The sequence below is a fragment of the Bradyrhizobium sp. 134 genome (assembly GCF_023074155.1).
Taxonomy (GTDB): domain Bacteria; phylum Pseudomonadota; class Alphaproteobacteria; order Rhizobiales; family Xanthobacteraceae; genus Bradyrhizobium.
The window spans coordinates 499,545-520,678 of record NZ_JADPKX010000034.1; the positions used below are offsets into that span (position 1 = coordinate 499,545).

The window sequence follows — 21,134 nt, forward strand, 5'->3', positions numbered from 1 at the left end:
GGTTCAGGCTCCAGTGGCGATGGGTGATAAAGCGGGCTCGTGCGCCATGGCGAGCTCACCGAGGAAGCTGTAGCGTTCAAGGCTGTCGATCCGGACCGGCAGGATTTGTCCGATGATGTCGGGCGAGGCCATCACATGCGCGGGCTGGAGGAATGCGGTGCGGCCGACGATCTGGCCGTCCTTGCGGGCCGGACGCTCGAACAGCACATCGACCGTTGAGCCAATCGCAGCCTTGTTGAAGGCCGATTGCTGGCTGTCGATCAGTTCCTGGAGCCGCTCCAATCGCTGGTCCATCTCGGAAGGGGACACCGTCTCCTGCATGGCCGCGGCCGGCGTTCCCGGCCGGGCGGAGTATTTGAACGAATATGCCGCAGCGTAGCCGATTTGCGTGACGAGCGCGAGGGTGGCGAGAAAATCTTGCTCGCTCTCGCCCGGGAAGCCGACGATAAAATCTGATGAAAAAGCAATGTCTTGGCGTGCGGACCGGAAACGGTCGACGACACGCCGATAATCATCGGCGGTATGTTTCCGGTTCATGGCGGCCAGAATCCGGTCCGAGCCCGACTGCACCGGCAGGTGCACGAAGGGCATCAGCGCGCCGAGATCGCGATGGGCTGCAATCAAGCTGTCATCGACATCGCGCGGATGGCTGGTCGAATAACGCAGCCGCGCAACGCCCGGGAGCGCCGCGAGGTGCTCCAGGAGCCTGCCGAGCGGCCAGCTTTTTCCGTCCGGTCCCTCGCCGTGATAGGCGTTGACGTTCTGTCCGATCAGCGTGAGCTCGCGCACGCCGTTCTCGGTGAGCCGCTTCACGTCGTCGACGATCTTTGCCACCGGCCGCGAGACTTCCGAGCCACGCGTGTAAGGCACGACGCAGAAGGTGCAGAACTTGTCGCAGCCTTCCTGCACCGTGACGAAAGCGGAAATGCCGCGGGCGCGGATCGCGCCGGGCTTGGGCGGGGCGAGGAAGCCGAACTTGTCCTGAGCCGGGAATTCGGTCTCGATGGCGCGGCCCTCATTGCCGGCGCGCTTTAACAGCTGCGGCAAATGATGATAGCTCTGCGGACCGACGACGACATCGACCGCGGGTGCACGGCGCACGATCTCCCCGCCCTCGGCCTGTGCCACGCAGCCCGCGACCGCGATCTGCATGGTGCGCCCATCGCGCGCGGCGGCGTCCTTGGCGACGCGCAGACGGCCGAGCTCCGAATAGACCTTTTCCGAGGCCTTCTCGCGGATATGACAGGTGTTGAGGATGACGAGATCGGCGTCATCAGCGCTGGTCGTCTCCACGAATCCTTCCGGGGCCAGCGTGTCCACCATGCGCTGGGCATCGTAGACGTTCATCTGGCAGCCATATGATTTTATGTGCAGCTTGCGCGGCGGCGTCATGGAACCCGGAATTGAGGTAGGAGGACCGCCCTCAGATATAGGCTGGGGCCGCGGAAATCCAGCGATTGGGGGTCTTTCGGTCGTCATTCCGGGGCGCGACGTAGTCGCGAACCCGGAATCCAGAGGTTTGGCACGAGATTCCGGGTCGATCCTGGCGCATCGCCCCGGAATGACGCCGAGAGGAGGGATTCAGCCCGCCACAGTGTTCGCCGCGACCCGCCGGACCAGCTCCGGCAATTGCCGCATATCGTCGAACGTCAATCCGGTCCCGGCGGCCCGTAGTCTTTCCGCGTGGCCTGGTGGGCAATGGCTGCCACCGTGAAAGCCCAGCACGGTCATCCCGGCGGCATGCGCGCCAGTCACCCCGGGGACGCTGTCCTCGATCACGAGGCACCGCTCCGGCGCGACCTTCATCTGCGCGGCGGCGAAAAGAAAGAGATCGGGCGCGGGCTTGCCGCGCGCGACCTGGCTCGCGGAAAAGATGTTCGGAGCGAGCAGATCGTAGAGACCGGCGCAGGTCAGGCCGTGGTGGATCTTCTCCGGCGTGCCGCTCGACGCAACGCATTTGGGCAAATCGATTGCGCCAATCGCTGCGGCCACATGGGTGATCGGCTGCAAATCGCTGGCATAGAATTGCAGCGTCGCCGCATTCACTTGGCTTTCGAGATCGTCGGGAAGATTGCGGCCGATCTCCTGTTCGACCATTCGCCGTGCGTCTTTCTCGGATACGCCGAGAAAGCGGACCAGCACCTGCTCCGATGTGATCGGATAGCCGTGCCTCGACAGCACATCCGCATGCGCGCGACAGGAGATCACCTCGCTGTCCACGAGCACGCCATCGCAATCGAAGATGACGAGATCGATGGCCACTAACTTGTGGGTTTGTCGTCGTCGAGCGGGACGCAATAGAGTTCGAGCCGATGATCGACCAGCTTGTAACCGAGCTTGCGGGCGATCTCCGCCTGGAGCTTCTCGATCTCCTCGGAGGTGAACTCTATCACCTTGCCGTCGCGCAGGTTGATGAGGTGGTCGTGATGGCTGTCGCGCATCTGCTCGTAGCGCGCGCGGCCTTCGCGGAAGTCATGGCGCTCGATGATGCCCGCATCCTCGAACAGTTTGACGGTGCGATACACGGTCGAGATCGATATCTTGTCGTCGACGGCGACGCAACGGCGATACAGTTCCTCGACATCGGGATGATCGACCGCCTCCGCGAGCACGCGGGCGATGACACGGCGCTGCTCGGTCATGCGCATGCCGGTGGCGGCACAGCGCGCCTCGATGCCGGATGCCTTGGAAGCGGGGGAAGGTTTAAGACCAGTCATGTGATGTCCGCCTGACGGGGCGCTTTCTGCCATCAATGATACGACAAGTCACGTCGCATCAGAAGTGCGTTCAATTGTTCCCCGTTCGGCTGCTTATAGTAGCGTTCGCGGCGTCCGACCACCATGAATCCGGTTCGGTCGTAGAGCCGCCGCGCCGGCTGGTTATTTTCCTCGACTTCGAGAAATATTGTGCGCACGCCGCGGCCTGCCAGATGGCCGAGATGGGTCATCAGCAACGTGCGAGAGAGGCCGCGTCCGCGATGGGCCTGGTCGACCGCGATCGAGAGGATCTCCGCTTCGTCCGCGCCGATCCGCGACACCGCGAAGCCCACGGTGTTGCGGCCGAGGCGCAACCGATGCACCAGCGTGTTGCGCTCGCTGAGCATGCTCTCGAACTCGCCTTCGCCCCAACCGCGCGCGAACGAGGCGCCGTGGAGTTGCGCGAGCCGTGCGACGTCGCGCGCGACAGCCGGCTCGACGACGGCCGTATCGCCGCGCCACCATTCCGAGAACCATCTCATCATGAGCTTGCGGCTTGTGCTGCAAGCGGCAGTTGTGTGGACGGCTTTGCGTCGGGCGCTCGCAGGTAGAACGGCCGCGCCGGATTTGTCGCGGGATCGGCCGCGGCGCCAAGCCATGCGACCCAGCCGATGTCGGGCGCCGGCTGCGCGTCGACCGCGACCGGCTGCGGCACATCTTTCGGCCAGCGCTCGGCGAGGATCTTCGCGGCATTGCCGACCAGATGCGGCGCGCCGAATTGCGACGCCGCGATCGCTTCGTCGATGGGAGCGACGGCTGGCCGTACCAGCTGGCTGCCGTCACCAGCCACGATCTGGAAGTAGACGTGATCATGCCGCGCGTCGATCGCCGAGATCACCGGCGCCGCTCCGCTTTGGCCGACGACGGCGGCGGCGTAGGCCGATAAGGTGGTCAGGCCGACGGCGGGCCGCTTCGCAGCAAGCGCAAGGCCGCGAGCCGCCGAAATGCCGACACGCAGGCCGGTGAAACTTCCGGGGCCCATGGTGACCGCGACGCGGTCCAGCGCGGTGAAGGCGAGATTGGCTGACTGCATCACGCGCGCGATCATCGGCATCAGCGCTTCGGCGTGGCCGCGCTTCATCAGAAGCTGCTCCTGTGCGAGGAGCTGGCCGGAATCGGTGTCGAGAACGGCGACCGCGCACGCTTCCAGCGCGGTATCGATGGCAAGGATCAGCATCGAATCAGCTTAGTCGGTTGCACCCCGATCGAACCAGAGCAAGTTTCATGTCTCGATCAGCGCACCATCGGCCCGTAATTCTACGTAAGCGCGAATGCAGTCGATCTTTCGTGCCCGATTTTGGAAGCGAATGCATCTATTTGCAACCTCTAGGCTATCTAAGTCATTGAAATATTTTGACTTTAAGGAAGCGTTAGCGATCGGCTGACATTTTCCGAGGACGGAAAAGCGAGTCAACGACGACTCGGACGATGCATTTTTGGCAGATCAAGCCACGCTCGTTCCGGTCATTTGGAAAGGTCTATTAATGTCTTTTTGGCGAAGCGGTTCTTCGGCAAGGGAGGCTTTGGCTCAGGTCATCGCGCTCGGCAAGTCACAGGCGGTGATCGAGTTTAAGCTCGACGGCACAATCCTTACAGCGAACGAAAATTTTCTGGATGCTATGGGCTATCGGCTCGACGAGATCCAGGGCAAGCACCACAGCCTGTTCGTCACGCCGGAAGAGCGAGGCAGCGTTGCCTATCGCGAATTCTGGGCGCGTCTTGGCCGCGGCGAGTACCAATCCGCCGAATACAAACGGCTCGGCAAGGGCGGCCGGGAGATCTGGATTCAGGCATCCTACAATCCGATCGTCGACGAGGCCGGCAAGCCCGTGAAGGTCGTCAAGTTCGCCACCGACATCACCGCGCGCAAGATTCGCAGCCTCGAGGATGCCGGCAAGATTTCCGCGATCGGCCGTGCGCAAGCCGTAATCGAATTCAATCTCGACGGCACGATCATCACCGCCAATGAGAACTTCCTGAGCGTCATGGGCTATCGGCTCGATGAGATCCAGGGCCGCCATCACAGCACGTTCGTGGGCGCCGGCGAGAGCGACAGCCCAGCCTATCGCGAGTTCTGGGCGAAGCTGGCGCGCGGCGAGTATCAATCCGCCGAATACAAGCGGTTCGGCAAGGGAGCTAAGGAAGTCTGGATTCTCGCCTCCTACAATCCGATCCTCGATGAGGCCGGCAAGCCGTTCAAGGTGGTGAAGTTCGCCAGCGACATCAGTGCGCAGAAGCTCACGAACGCGAACTTCGCCGGACAGATCGAGGCGATCGGCAAGTCGCAGGCGGTGATCGAGTTCGACATGGACGGAAAGGTGCTGACCGCCAACGAGAATTTCCTCGGTGCGCTCGGCTATACGCTCCCTGAGATCGTCGGCCGGCACCACAGCCTGTTCATGCCGCAGGATGAGCATGACAGCGAAGCCTATCGCGCCTTCTGGACCAGGTTGAACGCCGGCGAATTCCAGACGGGTGAATACCAGCGTGTCGGCAAGGGCGGGCGGCAGGTCTGGATCCAGGCCTCCTACAATCCGATCCGCGATCTCAATGGCAACCCGTTCAAGGTCGTGAAATACGCCTCCGATACCACCGCGCAGGTGATTGCGCGCAAGCGCAGCGAAAAGGTGCGCAGCATGATGGAATCGGTCGCCGCCGGAGCCGAGGAACTGAATGCATCGGTGCGCGAGATCGCGGAAGCCATGACCCGCTCCCGCGAGACCGCATCGACCGCGGTCGACCGGGTCGAGGCCGCGGACCAGCAGGCGCAACGGCTGACCCGGGCGGCGGAATCGATGAGCACGATCGTACAACTCATCGGCAACATCACCGGCCAGATCAATCTGCTTGCGCTCAACGCCACCATCGAATCCGCGCGCGCCGGCGAAGCCGGTCGCGGCTTTGCAGTGGTTGCATCCGAGGTGAAAAATCTCGCCAATCAGGCCAAGCAGGCGGCGGATCGGATCGAACAGGAGATCGGCAATCTCAACGGCATCTCGGTCGATGTCGTCGCCGCGTTGGACTCGATCAAGAGTGCGATCCAGGGCGTCAGCGAGTATGTGTCGTCAACGGCTGCGGCGGTCGAGGAGCAGAGCACGGTCACCGAAGAAATGTCGGCAAGCATGCACAAGGCGGCGGAAGAGGCCGCGAGCATCGGTCAGGCTGCGTAGAGAAATTTCGTAAGGCGGGCGAAGCGCAGCGTGCTCACCACTTATGCTGCGGTTCGCGGTGGTGGGCACGGCGCAAATGCGCCTTTGCCCACCTTGCGACAGCGTCACATCGGCCGGACTTCGACCACGTCAGGGACGAAGTGCTTGAGCAGGTTCTGGATGCCGTGCTGGAGCGTCGCGGTCGACGACGGGCAGCCGGCGCAGGAGCCCTTCATGTTGAGATAGACGATACCGTCCTTGAAGCCGCGGAAAGTGATGTCGCCGCCGTCATTGGCGACCGCCGGCCGCACGCGGGTCTCGATCAGATCCTTGATCATGTCGACCGTCTCGGCATCGGCCTCGTCGAAGAATTCGTCCTCGTCGTCGAGATCGGAATCGCTCGCGGCGGCACCGTCGGCGAGCAGCGGCGCGCCGGACATGTAGTGCTCCATGATGGCGCCGAGGATCGCGGGCTTGAGCTGCTGCCATTCACCGTCCGCCTTGGTCACGGTGATGAAGTCCGATCCGTAGAACACGCCGGTGACGCCGGGGACCTCGAACAGCTTTTCGGCAAGCGGCGAGCGTGCGGCCGATTCGCGGCTCGCAAATTCCATCGGACCGCCGTCGACCACGACGCGGCCGGGAATGAACTTCAGCGTGGCGGGATTGGGGGTGGCTTCGGTTTGAATGAACATGGTTTTCTCCAGACGTCGCCGGTTCAAGGCCGGCGCGTGCTCTATCCACTAGCAGATGGCGACGGCGAACGCACGGTCAAGGGGTAAGTTCGCCGTTCACCTGTTAAATCAGCGGGTTAGGGCGCCCGCTTATCCCTCTCCCGGCCAACGAGGCGAGGCGAAAGAGCAGCCGTCTAGGACAGCGAATCCACGCTCTGGTCGCTCAGCGCGCCGGAAATGACCGTCACCGGCACCGGGAATGTGCCCAGCGCGTGCGCGAGCAGCGAGACCAATGGCCCCGGGCCTTCCGCGCCCGGATTCGCGGCGAGCACCAGCATGGCGATGTCGGGGTCCTCGTCGATCACCGCCAGCAGCTGTTCCATTGCGGTGCCCTCGCGGATCACCCGTTCCGGCGTGATCGCGGCGATGCCGTTGGCGCGGCCGGCGGCACGGTCGAGCGCGGCTTCTGCCGCCTCCTGCGCCTCGGCGCGCATGATGTCGGCGACCCCCAGCCATTCCTGGCTCTGCTGTTCGGGCTCGATGATGCGGAGCATCACCACGCCGCCGCCGGCCCGGATCGCCCAGCGGCTGGCGTAATAGACCGCGCGATCCCATTCGGCGGTGTCGTCGACGATGACGAGGCATTTGGGCTTGTGACCCGGCTCGAAGCAAAGTCGCTTGCTGGTCATGCATGTCCCGGAATGTGCACGGCTGACATGCTGCCACACTCCGTCTCGCTTGGGGAGAGCAGAAGCGGCCGGCGCCGTGGCGTCGGCCGCGATTTCGCGAACGCGCCTCAGCGCCGGCGAATGAAGCCGACGATGTCCTTCGAGAGCTTCATGGTCTCGTCGGCGATCGCACGCGCGCGGTCGGCGCCGTCGTTCAGGATCGTGTCGATATGGCCGGGGTCGGCGACGAGGCGCTTCATCTCGCCGGCGATCGGCGCGAGTTTGGTGACGCACAAATCCACCAGCGCATTCTTGAAGCTGGAGAACTGGCCGCCGCCGAAATCCCTGAGCACGTCAGCCTTGGAGCGGCCGGAGAGCGCGGCGAAGATGCCGACGAGATTGTCGGCCTCGGGGCGCGCTTCCAGACCCTTCTCTTCGGTCGGCAGCGGCTCCGGGTCGGTCTTGGCCTTGCGCACCTTCTGCGCGATGGTGTCGGCGTCGTCGGTCAGATTGATGCGCGAATTATCCGACGCGTCCGACTTCGACATCTTCTTGGTGCCGTCGCGCAAGCTCATCACGCGCGTCGCCGGGCCCGTGATCAAGGGTTCCGGGAGCGGGAAGAACAGGCCGTCATTGGCGCCGAGGTTGCGGATCGAGTCGCCGAAGTCATTGTTGAACTTCTGCGCAATGTCGCGCGACAGCTCGAGATGCTGCTTCTGGTCCTCGCCGACCGGCACGTGGGTGGCGCGGTAGAGCAGAATGTCGGCCGCCATCAGCACGGGATAGTCGAACAGCCCGACGGACGCGTTCTCGCGGTCCTTGCCGGCCTTTTCCTTGAACTGGGTCATGCGACCAAGCCAGCCCATGCGCGCGACGCAGTTGAAGATCCAGGCGAGCTCGGCGTGGCCCGAAACCTGGCTCTGGTTGAACACGATGTGCTTGCTCGGATCGATGCCGCTGGCGATGAACGCCGCGGTCACCTCGCGGGTGTTGCGCGCGAGCTCGACCGGTCCACCCCAGACGTCCACGCCCTGCGTGATCGCGTGCATGTCGACGACGCAATAGATGCAGTTGTGGGTTTCCTGCATCTTCACGAAGTTGACGATCGCGCCGAGATAATTGCCGAGGTGCAGATTGCCCGTCGGCTGGACGCCCGAAAAAACCCGTTCAACGAATGGCATGGCAGCTTCCCTGCAAGATACGGGGCGTCGTTTCCAACAGCGACGCTGCCCCGTCAAGGGAATTTCGCTGACCTCAGGCGCCGGGATCGGGCTGGGCGGGGCGCTTCAAGGCACCGGCGGCCTCGCGCCAGGACGCGACGCCGAGGATTTGCAGGAGCAAGCCATAGACGATGATTCCGGCGGCGATCTGTGAGCCCAGCGCAATGAAGCGGATGAACCCATGGGCCTGTGCAGGCAAGAGACCCGCGGTCAGCCATAGCAGGCCGCCCATGGCGAGCGCGGCGAGCACGATTCGCGGCAGCCGGTTGCGGGCGCTGGCATCGACCGAGAAGCCGAATTCACGCGTGCCTTTCCGGAGCAGCGAGATCGCACTGCTCCAGGCGCCGGCGGCAATGCTGGCGGCGATCCCGCTCGCGCCGAAGAAGTGACCGAGCAGGATCGCGAGCGCGACCGCGACCACGAACCCTTTCGCGGTCGCCAGCAGCGGCGTCATCGTGTCGCTGCGGGCAAAATAGGCCGGGGACAACGCCTTGATCAGCACATGCGCCGGCAGTCCCAGCGCCAGCCACATCAGTGCATGCGCCGTGGCCGCGGTGTCCTCCGCGCCAAAGGCGCCGTGTTCGAACAGCTGCCGCACGATCGGCTCGGCCAGCACGATCAGGCCGAGCGTCGCCGGCAGCGCCAGCCCGGTGGCGAGTTCCAGCGCACGCGATTCCGCATAGGCAACCGCGTCGCGGTCACCGCTCCTCACCGCGCGCGTCAGCTCCGGCACCAGCACCGTGCCCATGGCGACCCCGACAATACCGAGCGGCAGCTCGATCAGGCGGTTGGAGAAATAGAGCCAGGAGACCGCGGCGGGCGTGGCGGAGGCGATGATCGCGCCGGCAACCATCAGCCATTGCGGGCCGGAGCTCGCGATCATGCCCGGGATCGCCTTGGCGAAGAAGCCGCGCATGTCCTTGTCGAAGCTCACGCGCAGCGGTGTCGCCAGACGCGCACTTCGCTGCGACAGCAGCATCAGGAGCTGCAACAGGCCGGCGATGCCGACGGTGGCCGCCAGCATCCACGCGGCGAAGGTTGCATCGGCGTGCCCCAGCAGGAGTGCCGCGATCGCGGCGATCAGGGCGATGTTGAACAGCAGCGGCGAGAACGCGGTGAGGGCAAAGCGTCCCTGCGCGTTGAGCAGGCCCATCAGCACCGTGACGGGTCCCGCGAAGGCAAGATAAGGCAGCATCAGCCGCGCATTCTGGACGGCGAGATCGAGCGATGCGCTTCCGACGAAGCCCGGCGCGATTATCATGATGATCAGCGGCATCAAAAGTGCAATCACGATCGAGCTCGCGATCAGGCCCGCGCTGACCGTACCCAGCACGCGTCCCGCGAACGCCGCCGCAGCCGCCTCGCCTTCGCGGTCACGAACGCGCAGCCAGGCCGGGATCAACGCCGCATTCAGGGCGCCCTCGCTGAGCAGGCGCCGCACCACATTGACGAGCTGAAATGCCGCCAGAAACGCGTCCGCCACGGCGCCGGTGCCGAGCAGCGCCGCGATCAGGGAATCGCGTGCGAAGCCCAGCAGCCGTGAAGCCAGTGTCCCCGTCGAGACGGTCAGGAAAGAGCGGATCATCGGAACTGCATAATACCGTTGCTTGCCCGCGAAGGGCCGGTCGTGATAGGCCGCGAGCCAGATTTCAGACCGACAGGAAGCGGATTTCCGCGGGTATCGCAATCCGCCAAACAGGATCAAGGTGAATGGCTGACGTGAAATATGACGTTCTCGGCATCGGCAACGCGCTGTTCGACGTGTTGGTCAAGACCGACGAAGCCTTTCTGGGCAAGCACGGCATGACCAAGGGCAGCATGTCCCTGATCGACGAGGCGCGGGCCGCCGCCATCTACAAGGACATGGGCCCGGCGACGGAAGTTTCCGGCGGTTCGGCTGCCAACACCATCGTCGGCATCGGCAGCCTCGGGGCGCGCGCCGCCTATGTCGGCAAGGTCAAGGACGACCAGATCGGGAAGCTCTACGTCCACGACATCCGCGCGGCCGGCGTCGCCTTCAACACGCCCGCAGCGAAGGACGGCCCTGCGACCGGCTGCTCCTACATCCTGGTGACCGATGACGGCGAGCGCACCATGAACACCTATCTCGGTGCCGCGCAGGATTTGTCGCCCGCCGACATCGACCCGGCCGAGATCGCAGCGGCCGGCATCGTCTATCTCGAGGGCTATCTCTGGGACCCCAAGAACGCCAAGGACGCCTTCGTCAAGGCGGCCAAGATCGCCCATGATGCCAAGCGCAAGGTGGCGCTGACATTGTCGGATTCCTTCTGCGTCGATCGTTATCGCGACGAGTTCCTGGGGCTGATGCGCAACGGCACCGTCGATATCGTGTTCGCCAATGAGTCCGAGCTGCATTCGCTCTACCAGACCTCCGATTTCGACACCGCGCTCAAGCAGTTGCGCAACGACGTCAATCTCGGCGTGGTCACCCGCAGCGAAAAGGGCTGCGTGGTGGTGACGCCAACTGATGCAGTCGCAGCGCCGGCGTCTCCGATCGCGAAACTCGTGGACACCACCGGCGCCGGCGACCTCTTCGCTGCCGGCTTCCTGTATGGCCTGGCGCGCAACCTGTCCCACAAGCAGTGCGGCGAGCTCGGCGCGCTCGCAGCCGCCGAAGTGATCCAGCACATCGGCGCGCGTCCGCAAGTGTCGCTGAAGGAACTCGCAGGGCAGCGCGGCCTGACCGTGTAACGCGGTCTCTCTCCCCGTCATTGCGAGCGGCACTCTCCGCTGTCGTCACCCGGCTTGACCGGGTGACCCAGTATTCCAGAGCCGTTAGTGGGCTACGGAGAAGCCGCGGCGTACTGGATTCCTCGCCTTCGCGGGAAAGACTGGCAACCTACGCAGTCTTCGCTGCTTTCAGCCCAAGCCGTTGCTCCACCTCGTCGCGCATCAGGAATTTCTGGATCTTTCCGGTCACGGTCATCGGAAACTCGTCGACGAATTCCACGTAACGCGGAATCTTGTTGTGGGCGATCTGGCCGTCGCAGAAGGTGCGCACCTCTTCGATCGTCAGCATCTCGCCGGACCTGACGCGGATCCAGGCGCAGAGCTCCTCGCCGTAGCGGGTATCCGCAACGCCAAAGATCTGCACATCCTGGATCTTGGGATGGCGGTAGAGAAATTCCTCGATCTCGCGGGGATAGAGGTTCTCGCCGCCGCGGATCACCATGTCCTTGATGCGGCCGACGATGTTGCAATAACCCTGGTCGTCGATGACGGCGATGTCGCCGGTATGCATCCAGCCGTTGGCGTCGAGCACATCCGAGGTCTTCTCCGTTTCCTCCCAATAGCCCAGCATCACGCTGTAGCCGCGGGTGCAGAGCTCGCCCCGTTCGCCGCGTTTGACGATCTTGCCGTCGAGATCGACGACCTTGACCTCGACATGCGGATGGATTCGCCCGACCGTCGAGACGCGGCGATCGAGCGGATCGTCGACGGCGCTCTGGAAGCTGACCGGGCTCGTCTCCGTCATGCCATAGGCGATCGTGACCTCGCCCATGTTCATCTCGCTGTTGACGCGCTTCATCACCTCGATCGGGCAGGGTGCGCCGGCCATGATGCCGGTGCGCAGCGATGTCAGATCGAACTTTGAGAATTCGCCGTGGTCGAGTTCGGCGATGAACATCGTCGGCACACCGTATAGCGCGGTGCATTTTTCCTGCTCGATCGTCCGCAGCGTCGCCAGCGGATCAAACCCCTCGCCGGGATAGACCATCGTCGCGCCGAGCGTGACGGAGGCGAGGTTGCCCATGACCATGCCGAAGCAATGATAGAGCGGCACCGGAATGCAGATGCGGTCCTGTTCGGTGAGGCGCATGGCGCGGCCGACGAAATAGCCGTTGTTGAGAATGTTGTGATGGGTCAGCGTCACGCCCTTGGGCGATCCCGTCGTTCCACTGGTGAACTGGATGTTGACGGCATCGTCGAATTGCAGCGAGGCACCGAGCGCGGCGAGCTGCTCGCGATGCAGGGGTCCGCCGATGCCGGCGACCTCGTCGAACGGGATCGTGCCCGGGCAGGCGGGGCCGCCGATCTGGATCACGATGCGCAAGGCCGGCAGCCGCGTGGCGCGCAATTGCCCGGGCTTGGCGGTCGCAAGCTCGGGCAACAGCGTGTTGAGCATGTCCATGTAGTTGCTGGTCTTGAACGCCGTCGCGGTGACGATGGCGCTGCATCCGACCTTGTGAAGCGCGAATTCCAGCTCGCTCAGCCGGTAGGCCGGATTGATCGTCACCAGGATGAGGCCGGCCTTGGCGGCGGCAAACTGGGTCAGCGTCCATTCCGGCCGGTTCAGCGACCAGATGCCGATCCGTTCGCCGCGTTCGAGGCCGAGCGCGACAAAGCCGGCGGCGAGCGCGTCGACCCGCGCGGCAAGCTCCCTCCATGTCCATCTCACGCCGTGGCTGGGCGAGACCAGCGCCTCGCGATCGCCCCAGCGTCGCGCGGCCTGATCGAGGCTGCGCCCGATGGTGTCGCCGAGCAGCGGCGTGTCGGAGACGCCGCAAACGTAACTGTCGGCTTTGTCTGCCAAGATCGTGTCCTCCAGTCAGGTGCGTGGACGGCCGGAACAACAAGCCCGGCCGTGACGCGTTGTGAGAGTCAGGCGTGCCTCACGCCGCCTTCTGCCCGCTGCCGGCATCGAGCCCGGCATAGACGCCGCGCTCGAAGCCGGCAAAAGCCTCGAGACACTTTGCGTCGGCGAACGGCAGCAGCTGCATCAGGATCACGCCGGTGACGTCGCGCGCCGGGTCGATCCAGTAGTAGGTGTTGGCGAGGCCGGCCCAGGCGAGGCTGCCCGCGCTACGCCCCTCGGCGGTCTTGGCGGTGTTGATCATGAAGCTGAGGCCCCACTTCTTCACCTGCTCGGGATAGAGATCGACGTCATTGGTGTACATCGGCGCCGCCGTGGTCATCTTGCCCATGGCGAGATCGCCGATGTGATTCTGCCCCATCGTCGCGATGGTCTCGGCCTTCAGCACCTGATTGCCGTTGCCGCGGCCCTTGTTGAGGATCATCTGGGTAAACCTGATGTAGTCGGCCGCCGTCGAATAAAGGCCGCCGCCACCCATGTGGAATTCCGGCTCCTGCTCGAGCTCGAACGGGATCGCGGCGAGCTGGCCATCCTCGCCGCGCGCATGCATGCCGACGAGGCGCTTGCGCATGTCGGCGGTGATCTTGAAAGCGGTATCGCTCATGCCGAGCGGTGCGAACAGATTGTCGCGCAGATAGGCATCGAGGCGCTTGCCGCTGGCGGCTTCCACGGCCTTGCCGACGAAATCGATATTGGTGCCGTATTCCCAGCGCGTGCCGGGGTCGGTCATGATAGGCGTCTTCAATGCCGCGTTCTGGCAGGTGGTGATGGCGGGGATGCCGTTCTTGTCCAGATAGACCGCGAGATCGCCGTTCCACATGTTGTAGCAGAAGCCTGCCGTGTGGGTCATGAGCTGGCGCAGCGTGATCGGCCCCTTGGCCGGCCGCAGCTTGGCCTCGCCCTTGGCATCGAAACCTTCGAGCACCTGCGGCTTGGCGAGATCGGGCAACACCTCGCCGATCGGTGCATCCAGCGACAGCTTGCCCTGCTCGACGAGCTGCATCGCGCCCGCTGATGTCACCGCCTTCGTCATCGATGCGATCCAGAACACGCTGTCGGCGGTCATCGCATCCGGCTTGGACAGGTCGCGTTTGCCGAACGCGCCCTGATACAGCACGTCGGTACCGCTGGCGGCGATGGCGACGACGCCGGGAATTTCCCCGGCCTCGCTCTTCTGGCGCAGAATCTGGTCGATCTCAGCTTTGCCTTGCATCCGCGTTTCCTCCGGTTTGATTATTGTTGGAAGCGATCGATTGTCCTCCCGCGTGCGCCGCGCGGCAAGCGCATCCGCGTGCCGCGGTCGCGATGTCGTGACTTGACGGTCGGCTCCCCGCGCACGACGACAAGGCGCTGAACTGCAATACCCCGTCACAATCTGCGGTGGATGGCCGCAACCAGCTGTGACCGTGGATGGCTGCTGGCGCTATGTTTCGACTGTTTTGACGCACTTGAAACATTTTGTGAGCTGCGGCGTTCAGCTCTCGGCCGATCGACGGCCAACGTTAAGACTTGATGCAAATTTAGCGGCCGCCCACCGGCCGCGAGGGGGACCTCAGATGATTTCGACCTGGAGCGAATGGAAGCGCTATCCCCGTCCCGGACGGGGCGAGAATCTCGAGGCGCCGATCTCGCCCGGCATCTATGAGGTTCGCATCGCCGGCACCGGCGCGCTCTATTCATTTGGCGCGGTCGACAATCTGGCGCAGGCGCTGGCGCTACTGCCGGTCGGTTCAAAGTCCTGGTTCGGCCGCCGCAACGCGTCCGACGTCCCTGATCTCGAATATCGGACCTGCGCGACCTCCTCGAAGGCCGACGCCAAGGCCGCCGCCGAGCGCATGATCGGGCGGCGCGAGACCTATCTGAGCGGCGCGGCGTAAGTCCGCCGCTCCGAGCCTGGCTCCCAGCAGATGTGCGTTGCGGGACGGTGCATTGCGCGCCGCTTCTCCCTATATTCCGGCCGAACCGGAACAGCCCGCAAAAGCCCCGCAGGAGCAACGCCATGACCCCGACCGCCGCCGCACGTGCTCAGCACGCCACGTCCAATCTGCGCGACCGGTTGAAGGACCCGTCGCTTCTGAAGGAGGCTTGCTACATCGACGGCGCCTGGGTCGGCTCGCCGGTCTTCGCCGTCAACAATCCCGCGACCGGCGTCGAGCTCGCAAAGGTTCCGCAGCTTTCGGCCGATGACGCCACCAGGGCGGTCGAGGCCGCCGAGCGCGCCTTTCCGGGCTGGGCCAAGCACACCGCCAAGCAGCGCTCCAATATCTTGCGCAAATGGTTCGAGCTGATCATCGCCAACCGCGAGGACCTCGCGCTGATCCTCACCTCCGAGCAGGGCAAGCCGCTTGCCGAAGCCCTCGGCGAAGTCGACATCGGCGGCGCCTATGTCGAATTTTTCGCCGAGGAGGCCCGCCGCGTCTATGGCGAGACGATTCCGACGCAGCGGCCGGATGCGCGCTTGCTCGCGATCAAGCAGCCGATCGGGGTCTGCGGCGCGATCACGCCGTGGAATTTCCCGAACTCGATGATCACGCGAAAGGTTTCGCCGGCGCTCGCGGCCGGGTGCACCGTGGTGCTGAAGCCCGCCAATGAAACGCCGCTGTCGGCGCTGGCGCTGGCCGCGCTCGCGGAGAAGGCCGGCGTGCCCAAGGGCGTGTTCAACATCATCACCGGCGATGCAGCGCCGATCGGCAAGGTGCTGTGCGAGCATCCGGCCGTGCGTTTCGTCGGCTTCACCGGCTCGACCGCGGTCGGCAAGATTCTCTACCGGCAGGCCTCCGTCGGAGTGAAGCGGCTCGGGCTCGAGCTCGGCGGCAACGCGCCGTTCGTGGTGTTCGACGACGCCGATATCGATGCGGCGGTTGAAGGCGCGATCGTCTCGAAATACCGCAACATGGGCCAGACCTGCGTCTGCGCCAACCGCATCTATGCCCAGGACAAGATCTACGACGAGTTCGTGCAGAAGCTGTCGAAGAAGGTCGCGGCGATGAAGATCGGCGACGGCACGGAAACCGGCGTCACGCAGGGCCCGTTGATCAATTTGAAAGCGGTCGACAAGGTCGAGCGCCACATTGCGGACGCCGTCAAGCGGGGCGCCAAGGTCGTCACCGGCGGCAAGCGCAGCGAGCTCGGGCGCTCGTTCTTCGAGCCGACGGTGCTTGCCGACGTCAAGCCGGACTCGCTGCTGGCGCAGGAGGAAACCTTCGGCCCGCTCGCACCGGTGATCCGCTTCAAGGACGAGGCCGACGTCATCGCGATGTGCAACGCTTCGCCGTTCGGTTTGGCGTCGTACTTCTACTCCCGCGATCTCGGCCGCGTCTGGCGTGTCGCCGAGGCGCTGGAGTCGGGCATGGTCGGCGTCAACACCGGCCTGATCACCACCGAAGTCGCACCCTTCGGCGGCGTCAAGGAGAGCGGCCTCGGCCGCGAAGGCTCGCATCACGGCATGGAAGAATATGTCGAGATCAAATACGTGATGATGGCGGGGGTTTAGGTCGCCGTCATTCCTCCACGTCATTGCGAGCGAAGCGAAGCAATCCAGAATCTTTCCACCGGGACAGTCTGGATTGCTTCGTCGCAATAGCTCCTCGCAATGACGAAGCTACGCGCCAATCAACGTCGCAACACCGCGATCGTGCGGTTCGCAAAGGTCAGCCGCTCCGCCATCACAGACACGAAATAGGTCAGCAGCTTGTGGCTGAGTGCGGGATCCTCGGTCTTGATGGCGTCGAATTGGTGCGTGTTCAGCACGTAGAGCACGCTGTCGACCTCGGCCTGGATGGTGGCGCTGCGCGGTGTCTGTGATACCAGCCCCATCTCGCCGATCGTGGTGTAACGGCCGAGGCTGCGCACGCGCGTGCTGCGGTCGTCGTCGGCCGGGATCATGATGCCGACGCGGCCGTCGAGGATGAAATGCATGGAATCGGCGGGGTCGCCGGCTTGCACGATGACCTCGCCGGCTTCGACCTCGATGCGCTGGCAGCGGCGGATCAGCTCGTCGGCGCCGTCCTCGCTGCCGAGCATGCGCGTGAACCAGTCGCGCAGGCTGGCTTCTTCCTGCGCCAGCTCCTGATGCTGCGAGATGAGCTCGTTCTCGCACCATTCCAGCGCGCGATCGAGCTCGGGGATGATGGTGACGCCCTCGCCGACGAAGTCGCTGGAGCGCAGCACCTTCTCGGCTGTGGCCGACAGATGCACCAGGATCAGCTCGACGCCGAGTTCGCCGGCGCTGCGCTTGATCTGGGCAAAGCTATAGGCGGCCGATGAATCGACGCCAGTGACGAGCTTGAAGTCGAACAGCAGATAGCGGCATTCGGGGCGTTCCTGCAGCAGCTGCTTGACGTGCTGATAGAGCCGGTTGGCGGAGCCGAAGAACAGATAGCTCTGGAGATTGAGGCCGCGGATCTTGCCGCCATGGGCCAGCAGCACCTCCTGGTCGTCGCGCGAGCGATCGAGCGAGGAGCGGTACTCCGAGCCGTCGAAACTGTATTTGATCGACTCGACCCGCGCGGCGCTGAACGCAAAGGTCGTGCAGCCGATGATGACGCCGATCAGGATGCCCGGCACGAAACCCCAGGCGACGATGATCGCGATGATGGCGATCAGCGAGAGATATTCCAGCTTCGACAGCCGCTTGCGCGACTCGATGATCCATTTGTGCAACTGGTCGGCGCCGAGATAGAGCAACAGGCCGCCGAGCACGAATTTGGGGATGAAGCCGAGCAGCTCGGGTGCGACGGCGAGCACCAGCAGCGACAGCGCTGCGGCCGTGAGGCCGGACAGGCGCCCGCGGCCGCCGCTGGAGAAATTAAGCATCGAACGGCTGGTCGAGCTGCAGCCGGGGTAGCCGCCCAGCATGCCGGTCAGGATATTGGCGGCGCCGGTGACGTTCAGCTCACACTCCAGGTTGGCTTCGCGATGCGTGGCCACCTCGATGCCGGTGGTGTTGAACAGCGTGCTGGAGGCGGTGACGAAGATGACCGCGACGAGGTTGCCGAGCAGGTCCGGTATGGCAAACCAGGGATAGCGGGCGAGATCGTCGGTGTGCCAGGGCAGCACGAAGACCGCTTGCGGTGGGGACTGAAAGGTCCAGCCCAATGTGTGCGCCTCATCGGAGGAGACGCCGGTGATCCAGAACGCCAGATGCGCGGTGAGCACGCCGCCGACCAGGATGATCGGCAGTCCGAACGGGCTGCGCGAGCGGTGCCAGGTGAGATACAGCACCAGCGCCATCGCGCAGGCGGCACCCAGCTCCAGCAGGATGGTGCGGTTGGCGAAGTGCGACAGTGTCGCCAGTTGCAGCGGGTGGTCGGTGATCACCCGGACCGCACCCATCACGATGAGAAGTCCGGTTGCGCCCAGGAAGCCGCCGACCACCGGATAAGGCACGTAGCGGATGGCGCGGCCAAGCCGCGTCAGGCCCAGCCCACACAGCACCAATCCCGTCAGCATCGTCGACAGGCCGAGCGTGATCAGGATTGGTGACAGCAACGGCGCCGACAGGTGCGCCGTCTCGATGCGTTCGACCACCGAGGCTGCCAGGATACCCGTCACCGCGGCGGTCGAGCTGTCAGGGGCTGCAATCGCGAAGGGCAGGGAGCTGCCGAGCCCGACGACGGCCGCAAGCACCGCAGAGCTGACGAAAGTGGCCGTGATGCCGTAGGACAGATAGGGCGACAACGGCCCCGCGAAGATCAGCAGCGAGTAGGACAGTCCGAATGTGACGGTCAGGACGCTGGCGGCGCTCCCGCCCAATATATCAGTCAGCGCACGCTTGAGGGCCGGAGTGAGCCCTGCCGACGGAGTGAAGCCAATTGCTGGATCTGTCACGCCGTAACACTCGCTCGTGAATATTTCCCTCCGAGAGGTAGACGACTGCGAGGCTAGTGCAACAGGATTCTTGCAAGCCGGATGGAAGAAACCGAAGCGCCCGCCATTCGTCGTCGTCCTGGCGAAAGCCAGGACCCATTACCCCAAGGAGCAGTTTGGCGAAGTCTGCGCATTCGGGATTTGCACCGAACGCACGCGATAAACCTCGCGGTATGGGTCCTGGCTTTCGCCAGGACGACGCAGGGGAGGCATCGAGCCGGCCGGCAATGACGGAGCGAGAGGTGCCGAGTGGGGCTAGATCTTCAAATCCTGCCCCGTCACGCGGCGATATGCTTCCAGATACCGCTCGCTGGTCGCGTCCACCACGCTTGCGGGTAAAGGCGGCGGCGGGGCGTCGCCATTCCAGCGGCCGGCGCGGCGCTCGACGTCGAGATAGTCGCGCAAGGGCTGCTTGTCGAAGCTCGCCTGCGGCTGGCCAGGCTTGTAGGCGTCGACGGCCCAGAAACGCGAGGAGTCCGGCGTCATGACTTCGTCGATCAGGATGATGCGGCCGTTCTTGTCGCGGCCGAATTCGAACTTGGTGTCGGCGATGATGATGCCCTGCTCGCGGGCGAGCTCCTCGCCGAGCGTGTAGATCGCGCGCGTCATGCTCTCGAGCGTGTAAGCCGTCTCGTCGCCGACGACCTCGCGCATCTTCGCGATGGTGATGTTCTCATCATGGCCGGTCTCGGCCTTGGTCGCGGGGCTGAAGATCGAAGGCTCCAGCTTCTCGCTCTCGACCAGACCTGCTTTCAGCTTCTCGCCGGCCAGTGTGCCGCTGGCTGCATATTCCTTCCAGGCCGAGCCCGAGAGGTAGCCGCGGATCACGCATTCGACGGGAAATACCGTGGTGCGGCGGCAGAGCATGGCGCGGCCGAGAATTTCGGCGCGATGCGGCTTCAAGGCCGGCACGGCGGCGATGATCTCGTCGGTGTCGGCGCTGATCATGTGATGCGGCACCACGCCTTCAAGCTCGTTGAACCAGAACGCGCTGATTTGCGTCAGCACCGCGCCCTTCATCGGAATGGTCTCGCCCATCACGACGTCGAAGGCGCTGATGCGGTCGGTGGTGACGAGCAGCAGGCGGTTGTCGTCGACGGCGTAGATATCGCGCACCTTGCCGCGCCCGATCTTGGGCAGCGGCAGGTCGCTGGAGAGCATCGTGGTCATCGGCAGAACTTTCGGAGCAAGGCCTTGCGACAGGACATCCGGCCGCGCCTGATCGCGCGACCGGAAACCGGGATAGCCTATTCCGGCAGCGGAATGAACTCATGTTCCTGCGGAACCGCGGCGAAGCGGCCGGTTTTCCAGTCCTGCTTGGCCTGCTCGATCCGCTCCTTGCTGGAGGAGACGAAATTCCACCAGATGTGGCGCGGGCCTTCCAGGGCGTCGCCGCCCAGAAACATCATCCGCGTGGCTTTGAGCGCCTTCACTGTGATGCGGTCGCCCGGCCGGAAGATCAGCAGCCGCGGCCCTTCGTAGCGCTCGTTCGCGATCTCGACCTCGCCGTCGACGACGTAGATGGCACGCTCTTCGTGATCGGGATCGAGCGGCACGGTCGCGCCCGCGACCGCCGTGACCTCGGTATAGAACCAGGGCGAGACCATCGAAACAGGCGAGGTGACGCCGAAGGCCGAGCCCGCGATCACCTTCGCGGTGAAGTCGCGCTCGGAGACCATCGGCAGGTCACCCGAGCCGTAGTGCTGGAACGACGGCGCGATCTCTTCCGATCCGGCCGGCAGCGCGATCCAGCTTTGCAGGCCCAGCATCTTCTGCCCCGAGGCGCGTTGTACGTCCGGCGTGCGCTCGGAATGCGCGATGCCGCGGCCGGCCGTCATCAAATTCATCGCTCCGGGCTGGATCTCCTGGATGTTGCCCTCGCTGTCGCGATGCATGATCGCGCCGTCGAACAGATAGGTGACGGTAGCAAGCCCGATATGCGGGTGCGGCCGCACGTCCATGCCCTTGCCGGAGACGAATTGCACCGGCCCGAAATGGTCGAAGAAGATGAAGGGTCCGACCATCTGCCGCTTGCCGTGCGGCAGCGCGCGGCGTACCGCGAAGCCGTCGCCGAGATCGCGCGTGCGCGGCACGATGACGAGATCGAGCGCATCGCAGGACATGGGATCGCCGAGCACGGGATCGTTTGAGGGTTGCCAGCTCATGGTGGACTCCTTTTGGTTT

General features: G+C 64.3%; 18 protein-coding genes. 4 read left to right on the forward strand and 14 right to left on the reverse strand.

Translation table 11 applies throughout. From position 1 onward, the window contains the following. Positions 1–3: 3 nt before the first annotated feature. From miaB to tsaB, 5 genes are all read right to left on the reverse strand, one after another. A complete protein-coding gene (miaB, locus tag IVA75_RS12055; RefSeq protein ID WP_247285128.1) occupies positions 4–1,392 on the reverse strand; it encodes a tRNA (N6-isopentenyl adenosine(37)-C2)-methylthiotransferase MiaB in 1,389 nt (462 codons plus the stop codon). 189 nt (positions 1,393–1,581) lie between these two features. Beyond that, on the reverse strand, positions 1,582–2,262 hold the full coding sequence (locus IVA75_RS12060) for an HAD family hydrolase (RefSeq protein WP_247285129.1): 681 nt from the start codon (positions 2,260–2,262) through the stop codon (positions 1,582–1,584). Further along, positions 2,262–2,717: a Fur family transcriptional regulator gene (locus IVA75_RS12065; protein WP_007598312.1), complete on the reverse strand. Its 456-nt coding sequence runs from the start codon at positions 2,715–2,717 to the stop codon at positions 2,262–2,264. Before IVA75_RS12065 ends, IVA75_RS12060 begins: the two co-directional genes overlap by 1 nt. 32 nt (positions 2,718–2,749) lie before the next feature. After that, the gene (rimI, locus tag IVA75_RS12070; protein WP_247285130.1) at positions 2,750–3,241 is read right to left on the reverse strand and encodes a ribosomal protein S18-alanine N-acetyltransferase; all 492 of its coding nucleotides are present in this window, start codon (positions 3,239–3,241) and stop codon (positions 2,750–2,752) included. Next, entirely contained in the window at positions 3,238–3,933 is a 696-nt protein-coding gene (gene tsaB, locus IVA75_RS12075) for a tRNA (adenosine(37)-N6)-threonylcarbamoyltransferase complex dimerization subunit type 1 TsaB (protein ID WP_247285131.1), read from the reverse strand. The genes rimI and tsaB overlap by 4 nt, the downstream gene beginning before the upstream one ends. Before the next feature lie 307 nt (positions 3,934–4,240). On the opposite strand from tsaB, the gene IVA75_RS12080 reads away from it, so the two are divergent. Beyond that, a complete protein-coding gene (locus IVA75_RS12080; protein ID WP_247285132.1) occupies positions 4,241–5,926 on the forward strand; it encodes a PAS domain-containing protein in 1,686 nt (561 codons plus the stop codon). A gap of 104 nt (positions 5,927–6,030) precedes the next feature. Here the strand turns inward: IVA75_RS12080 and IVA75_RS12085 are convergent, their stop codons facing one another. From IVA75_RS12085 to murJ, 4 genes are all read right to left on the reverse strand, one after another. Then, positions 6,031–6,600, reverse strand: coding sequence for a NifU family protein (locus tag IVA75_RS12085; protein ID WP_247285133.1), 570 nt, complete (start codon positions 6,598–6,600; stop codon positions 6,031–6,033). A gap of 173 nt (positions 6,601–6,773) precedes the next feature. Further along, on the reverse strand, positions 6,774–7,268 hold the full coding sequence (locus IVA75_RS12090; RefSeq protein ID WP_247285134.1) for a universal stress protein: 495 nt from the start codon (positions 7,266–7,268) through the stop codon (positions 6,774–6,776). 107 nt (positions 7,269–7,375) lie between these two features. Continuing rightward, a complete protein-coding gene (gene trpS / locus IVA75_RS12095; RefSeq protein WP_247285135.1) occupies positions 7,376–8,428 on the reverse strand; it encodes a tryptophan--tRNA ligase in 1,053 nt (350 codons plus the stop codon). Between the two features lie 73 nt (positions 8,429–8,501). Then, positions 8,502–10,052, reverse strand: a complete 1,551-nt coding sequence (murJ, locus tag IVA75_RS12100) for a murein biosynthesis integral membrane protein MurJ (protein ID WP_247285136.1) — start codon at positions 10,050–10,052, stop codon at positions 8,502–8,504. 125 nt (positions 10,053–10,177) lie between these two features. Between murJ and IVA75_RS12105 the strand changes: the two genes are divergently transcribed. After that, complete coding sequence (locus IVA75_RS12105) at positions 10,178–11,179, forward strand: adenosine kinase (RefSeq protein ID WP_027566117.1); 1,002 nt, start codon at positions 10,178–10,180, stop codon at positions 11,177–11,179. Between the two features lie 148 nt (positions 11,180–11,327). Here IVA75_RS12105 and IVA75_RS12110 read toward each other — a convergent pair whose 3' ends face one another. Together IVA75_RS12110 and IVA75_RS12115 are read right to left on the reverse strand one after the other, a co-directional pair. Further along, complete coding sequence (locus IVA75_RS12110; protein ID WP_247285137.1) at positions 11,328–13,022, reverse strand: AMP-binding protein; 1,695 nt, start codon at positions 13,020–13,022, stop codon at positions 11,328–11,330. 79 nt (positions 13,023–13,101) lie between these two features. Next, positions 13,102–14,295: a serine hydrolase domain-containing protein gene (locus IVA75_RS12115; RefSeq protein ID WP_247285138.1), complete on the reverse strand. Its 1,194-nt coding sequence runs from the start codon at positions 14,293–14,295 to the stop codon at positions 13,102–13,104. A gap of 343 nt (positions 14,296–14,638) precedes the next feature. Between IVA75_RS12115 and IVA75_RS12120 the strand changes: the two genes are divergently transcribed. Together IVA75_RS12120 and IVA75_RS12125 are read left to right on the forward strand one after the other, a co-directional pair. After that, entirely contained in the window at positions 14,639–14,959 is a 321-nt protein-coding gene (locus IVA75_RS12120) for a hypothetical protein (RefSeq protein ID WP_027566114.1), read from the forward strand. Positions 14,960–15,081: 122 nt separating this feature from the next. Continuing rightward, positions 15,082–16,575, forward strand: coding sequence for an NAD-dependent succinate-semialdehyde dehydrogenase (locus IVA75_RS12125; protein WP_247285139.1), 1,494 nt, complete (start codon positions 15,082–15,084; stop codon positions 16,573–16,575). 119 nt (positions 16,576–16,694) lie between these two features. Here the strand turns inward: IVA75_RS12125 and IVA75_RS12130 are convergent, their stop codons facing one another. From IVA75_RS12130 to IVA75_RS12140, 3 genes are all read right to left on the reverse strand, one after another. Further along, positions 16,695–18,911, reverse strand: coding sequence for a SulP family inorganic anion transporter (locus tag IVA75_RS12130; RefSeq protein WP_247285140.1), 2,217 nt, complete (start codon positions 18,909–18,911; stop codon positions 16,695–16,697). 294 nt (positions 18,912–19,205) lie between these two features. Further along, entirely contained in the window at positions 19,206–20,120 is a 915-nt protein-coding gene (locus tag IVA75_RS12135; RefSeq protein ID WP_247285141.1) for a phosphoribosylaminoimidazolesuccinocarboxamide synthase, read from the reverse strand. Positions 20,121–20,197: 77 nt separating this feature from the next. Further along, positions 20,198–21,115 (reverse strand): pirin family protein, encoded by a 918-nt coding sequence (locus IVA75_RS12140; protein WP_247285142.1) that lies wholly within the window; start codon positions 21,113–21,115, stop codon positions 20,198–20,200. Positions 21,116–21,134 lie beyond the last annotated feature (19 nt).

Coding starts and splice junctions, on each gene's coding strand:
- IVA75_RS12090 (WP_247285134.1), bottom strand. CDS start 7,268: ATGACCAGCAAGCGACTTTGCTTCGAGCCGGGTCACAAGCCCAAATGC.
- IVA75_RS12125 (WP_247285139.1), top strand. CDS start 15,082: ATGACCCCGACCGCCGCCGCACGTGCTCAGCACGCCACGTCCAATCTG.
- IVA75_RS12080 (WP_247285132.1), top strand. CDS start 4,241: ATGTCTTTTTGGCGAAGCGGTTCTTCGGCAAGGGAGGCTTTGGCTCAG.
- tsaB (WP_247285131.1), bottom strand. CDS start 3,933: ATGCTGATCCTTGCCATCGATACCGCGCTGGAAGCGTGCGCGGTCGCC.
- miaB (WP_247285128.1), bottom strand. CDS start 1,392: ATGACGCCGCCGCGCAAGCTGCACATAAAATCATATGGCTGCCAGATG.
- IVA75_RS12085 (WP_247285133.1), bottom strand. CDS start 6,600: ATGTTCATTCAAACCGAAGCCACCCCCAATCCCGCCACGCTGAAGTTC.
- IVA75_RS12105 (WP_027566117.1), top strand. CDS start 10,178: ATGGCTGACGTGAAATATGACGTTCTCGGCATCGGCAACGCGCTGTTC.
- IVA75_RS12065 (WP_007598312.1), bottom strand. CDS start 2,717: ATGACTGGTCTTAAACCTTCCCCCGCTTCCAAGGCATCCGGCATCGAG.
- murJ (WP_247285136.1), bottom strand. CDS start 10,052: ATGATCCGCTCTTTCCTGACCGTCTCGACGGGGACACTGGCTTCACGG.
- rimI (WP_247285130.1), bottom strand. CDS start 3,241: ATGATGAGATGGTTCTCGGAATGGTGGCGCGGCGATACGGCCGTCGTC.
- IVA75_RS12120 (WP_027566114.1), top strand. CDS start 14,639: ATGATTTCGACCTGGAGCGAATGGAAGCGCTATCCCCGTCCCGGACGG.
- trpS (WP_247285135.1), bottom strand. CDS start 8,428: ATGCCATTCGTTGAACGGGTTTTTTCGGGCGTCCAGCCGACGGGCAAT.
- IVA75_RS12135 (WP_247285141.1), bottom strand. CDS start 20,120: ATGACCACGATGCTCTCCAGCGACCTGCCGCTGCCCAAGATCGGGCGC.
- IVA75_RS12115 (WP_247285138.1), bottom strand. CDS start 14,295: ATGCAAGGCAAAGCTGAGATCGACCAGATTCTGCGCCAGAAGAGCGAG.
- IVA75_RS12140 (WP_247285142.1), bottom strand. CDS start 21,115: ATGAGCTGGCAACCCTCAAACGATCCCGTGCTCGGCGATCCCATGTCC.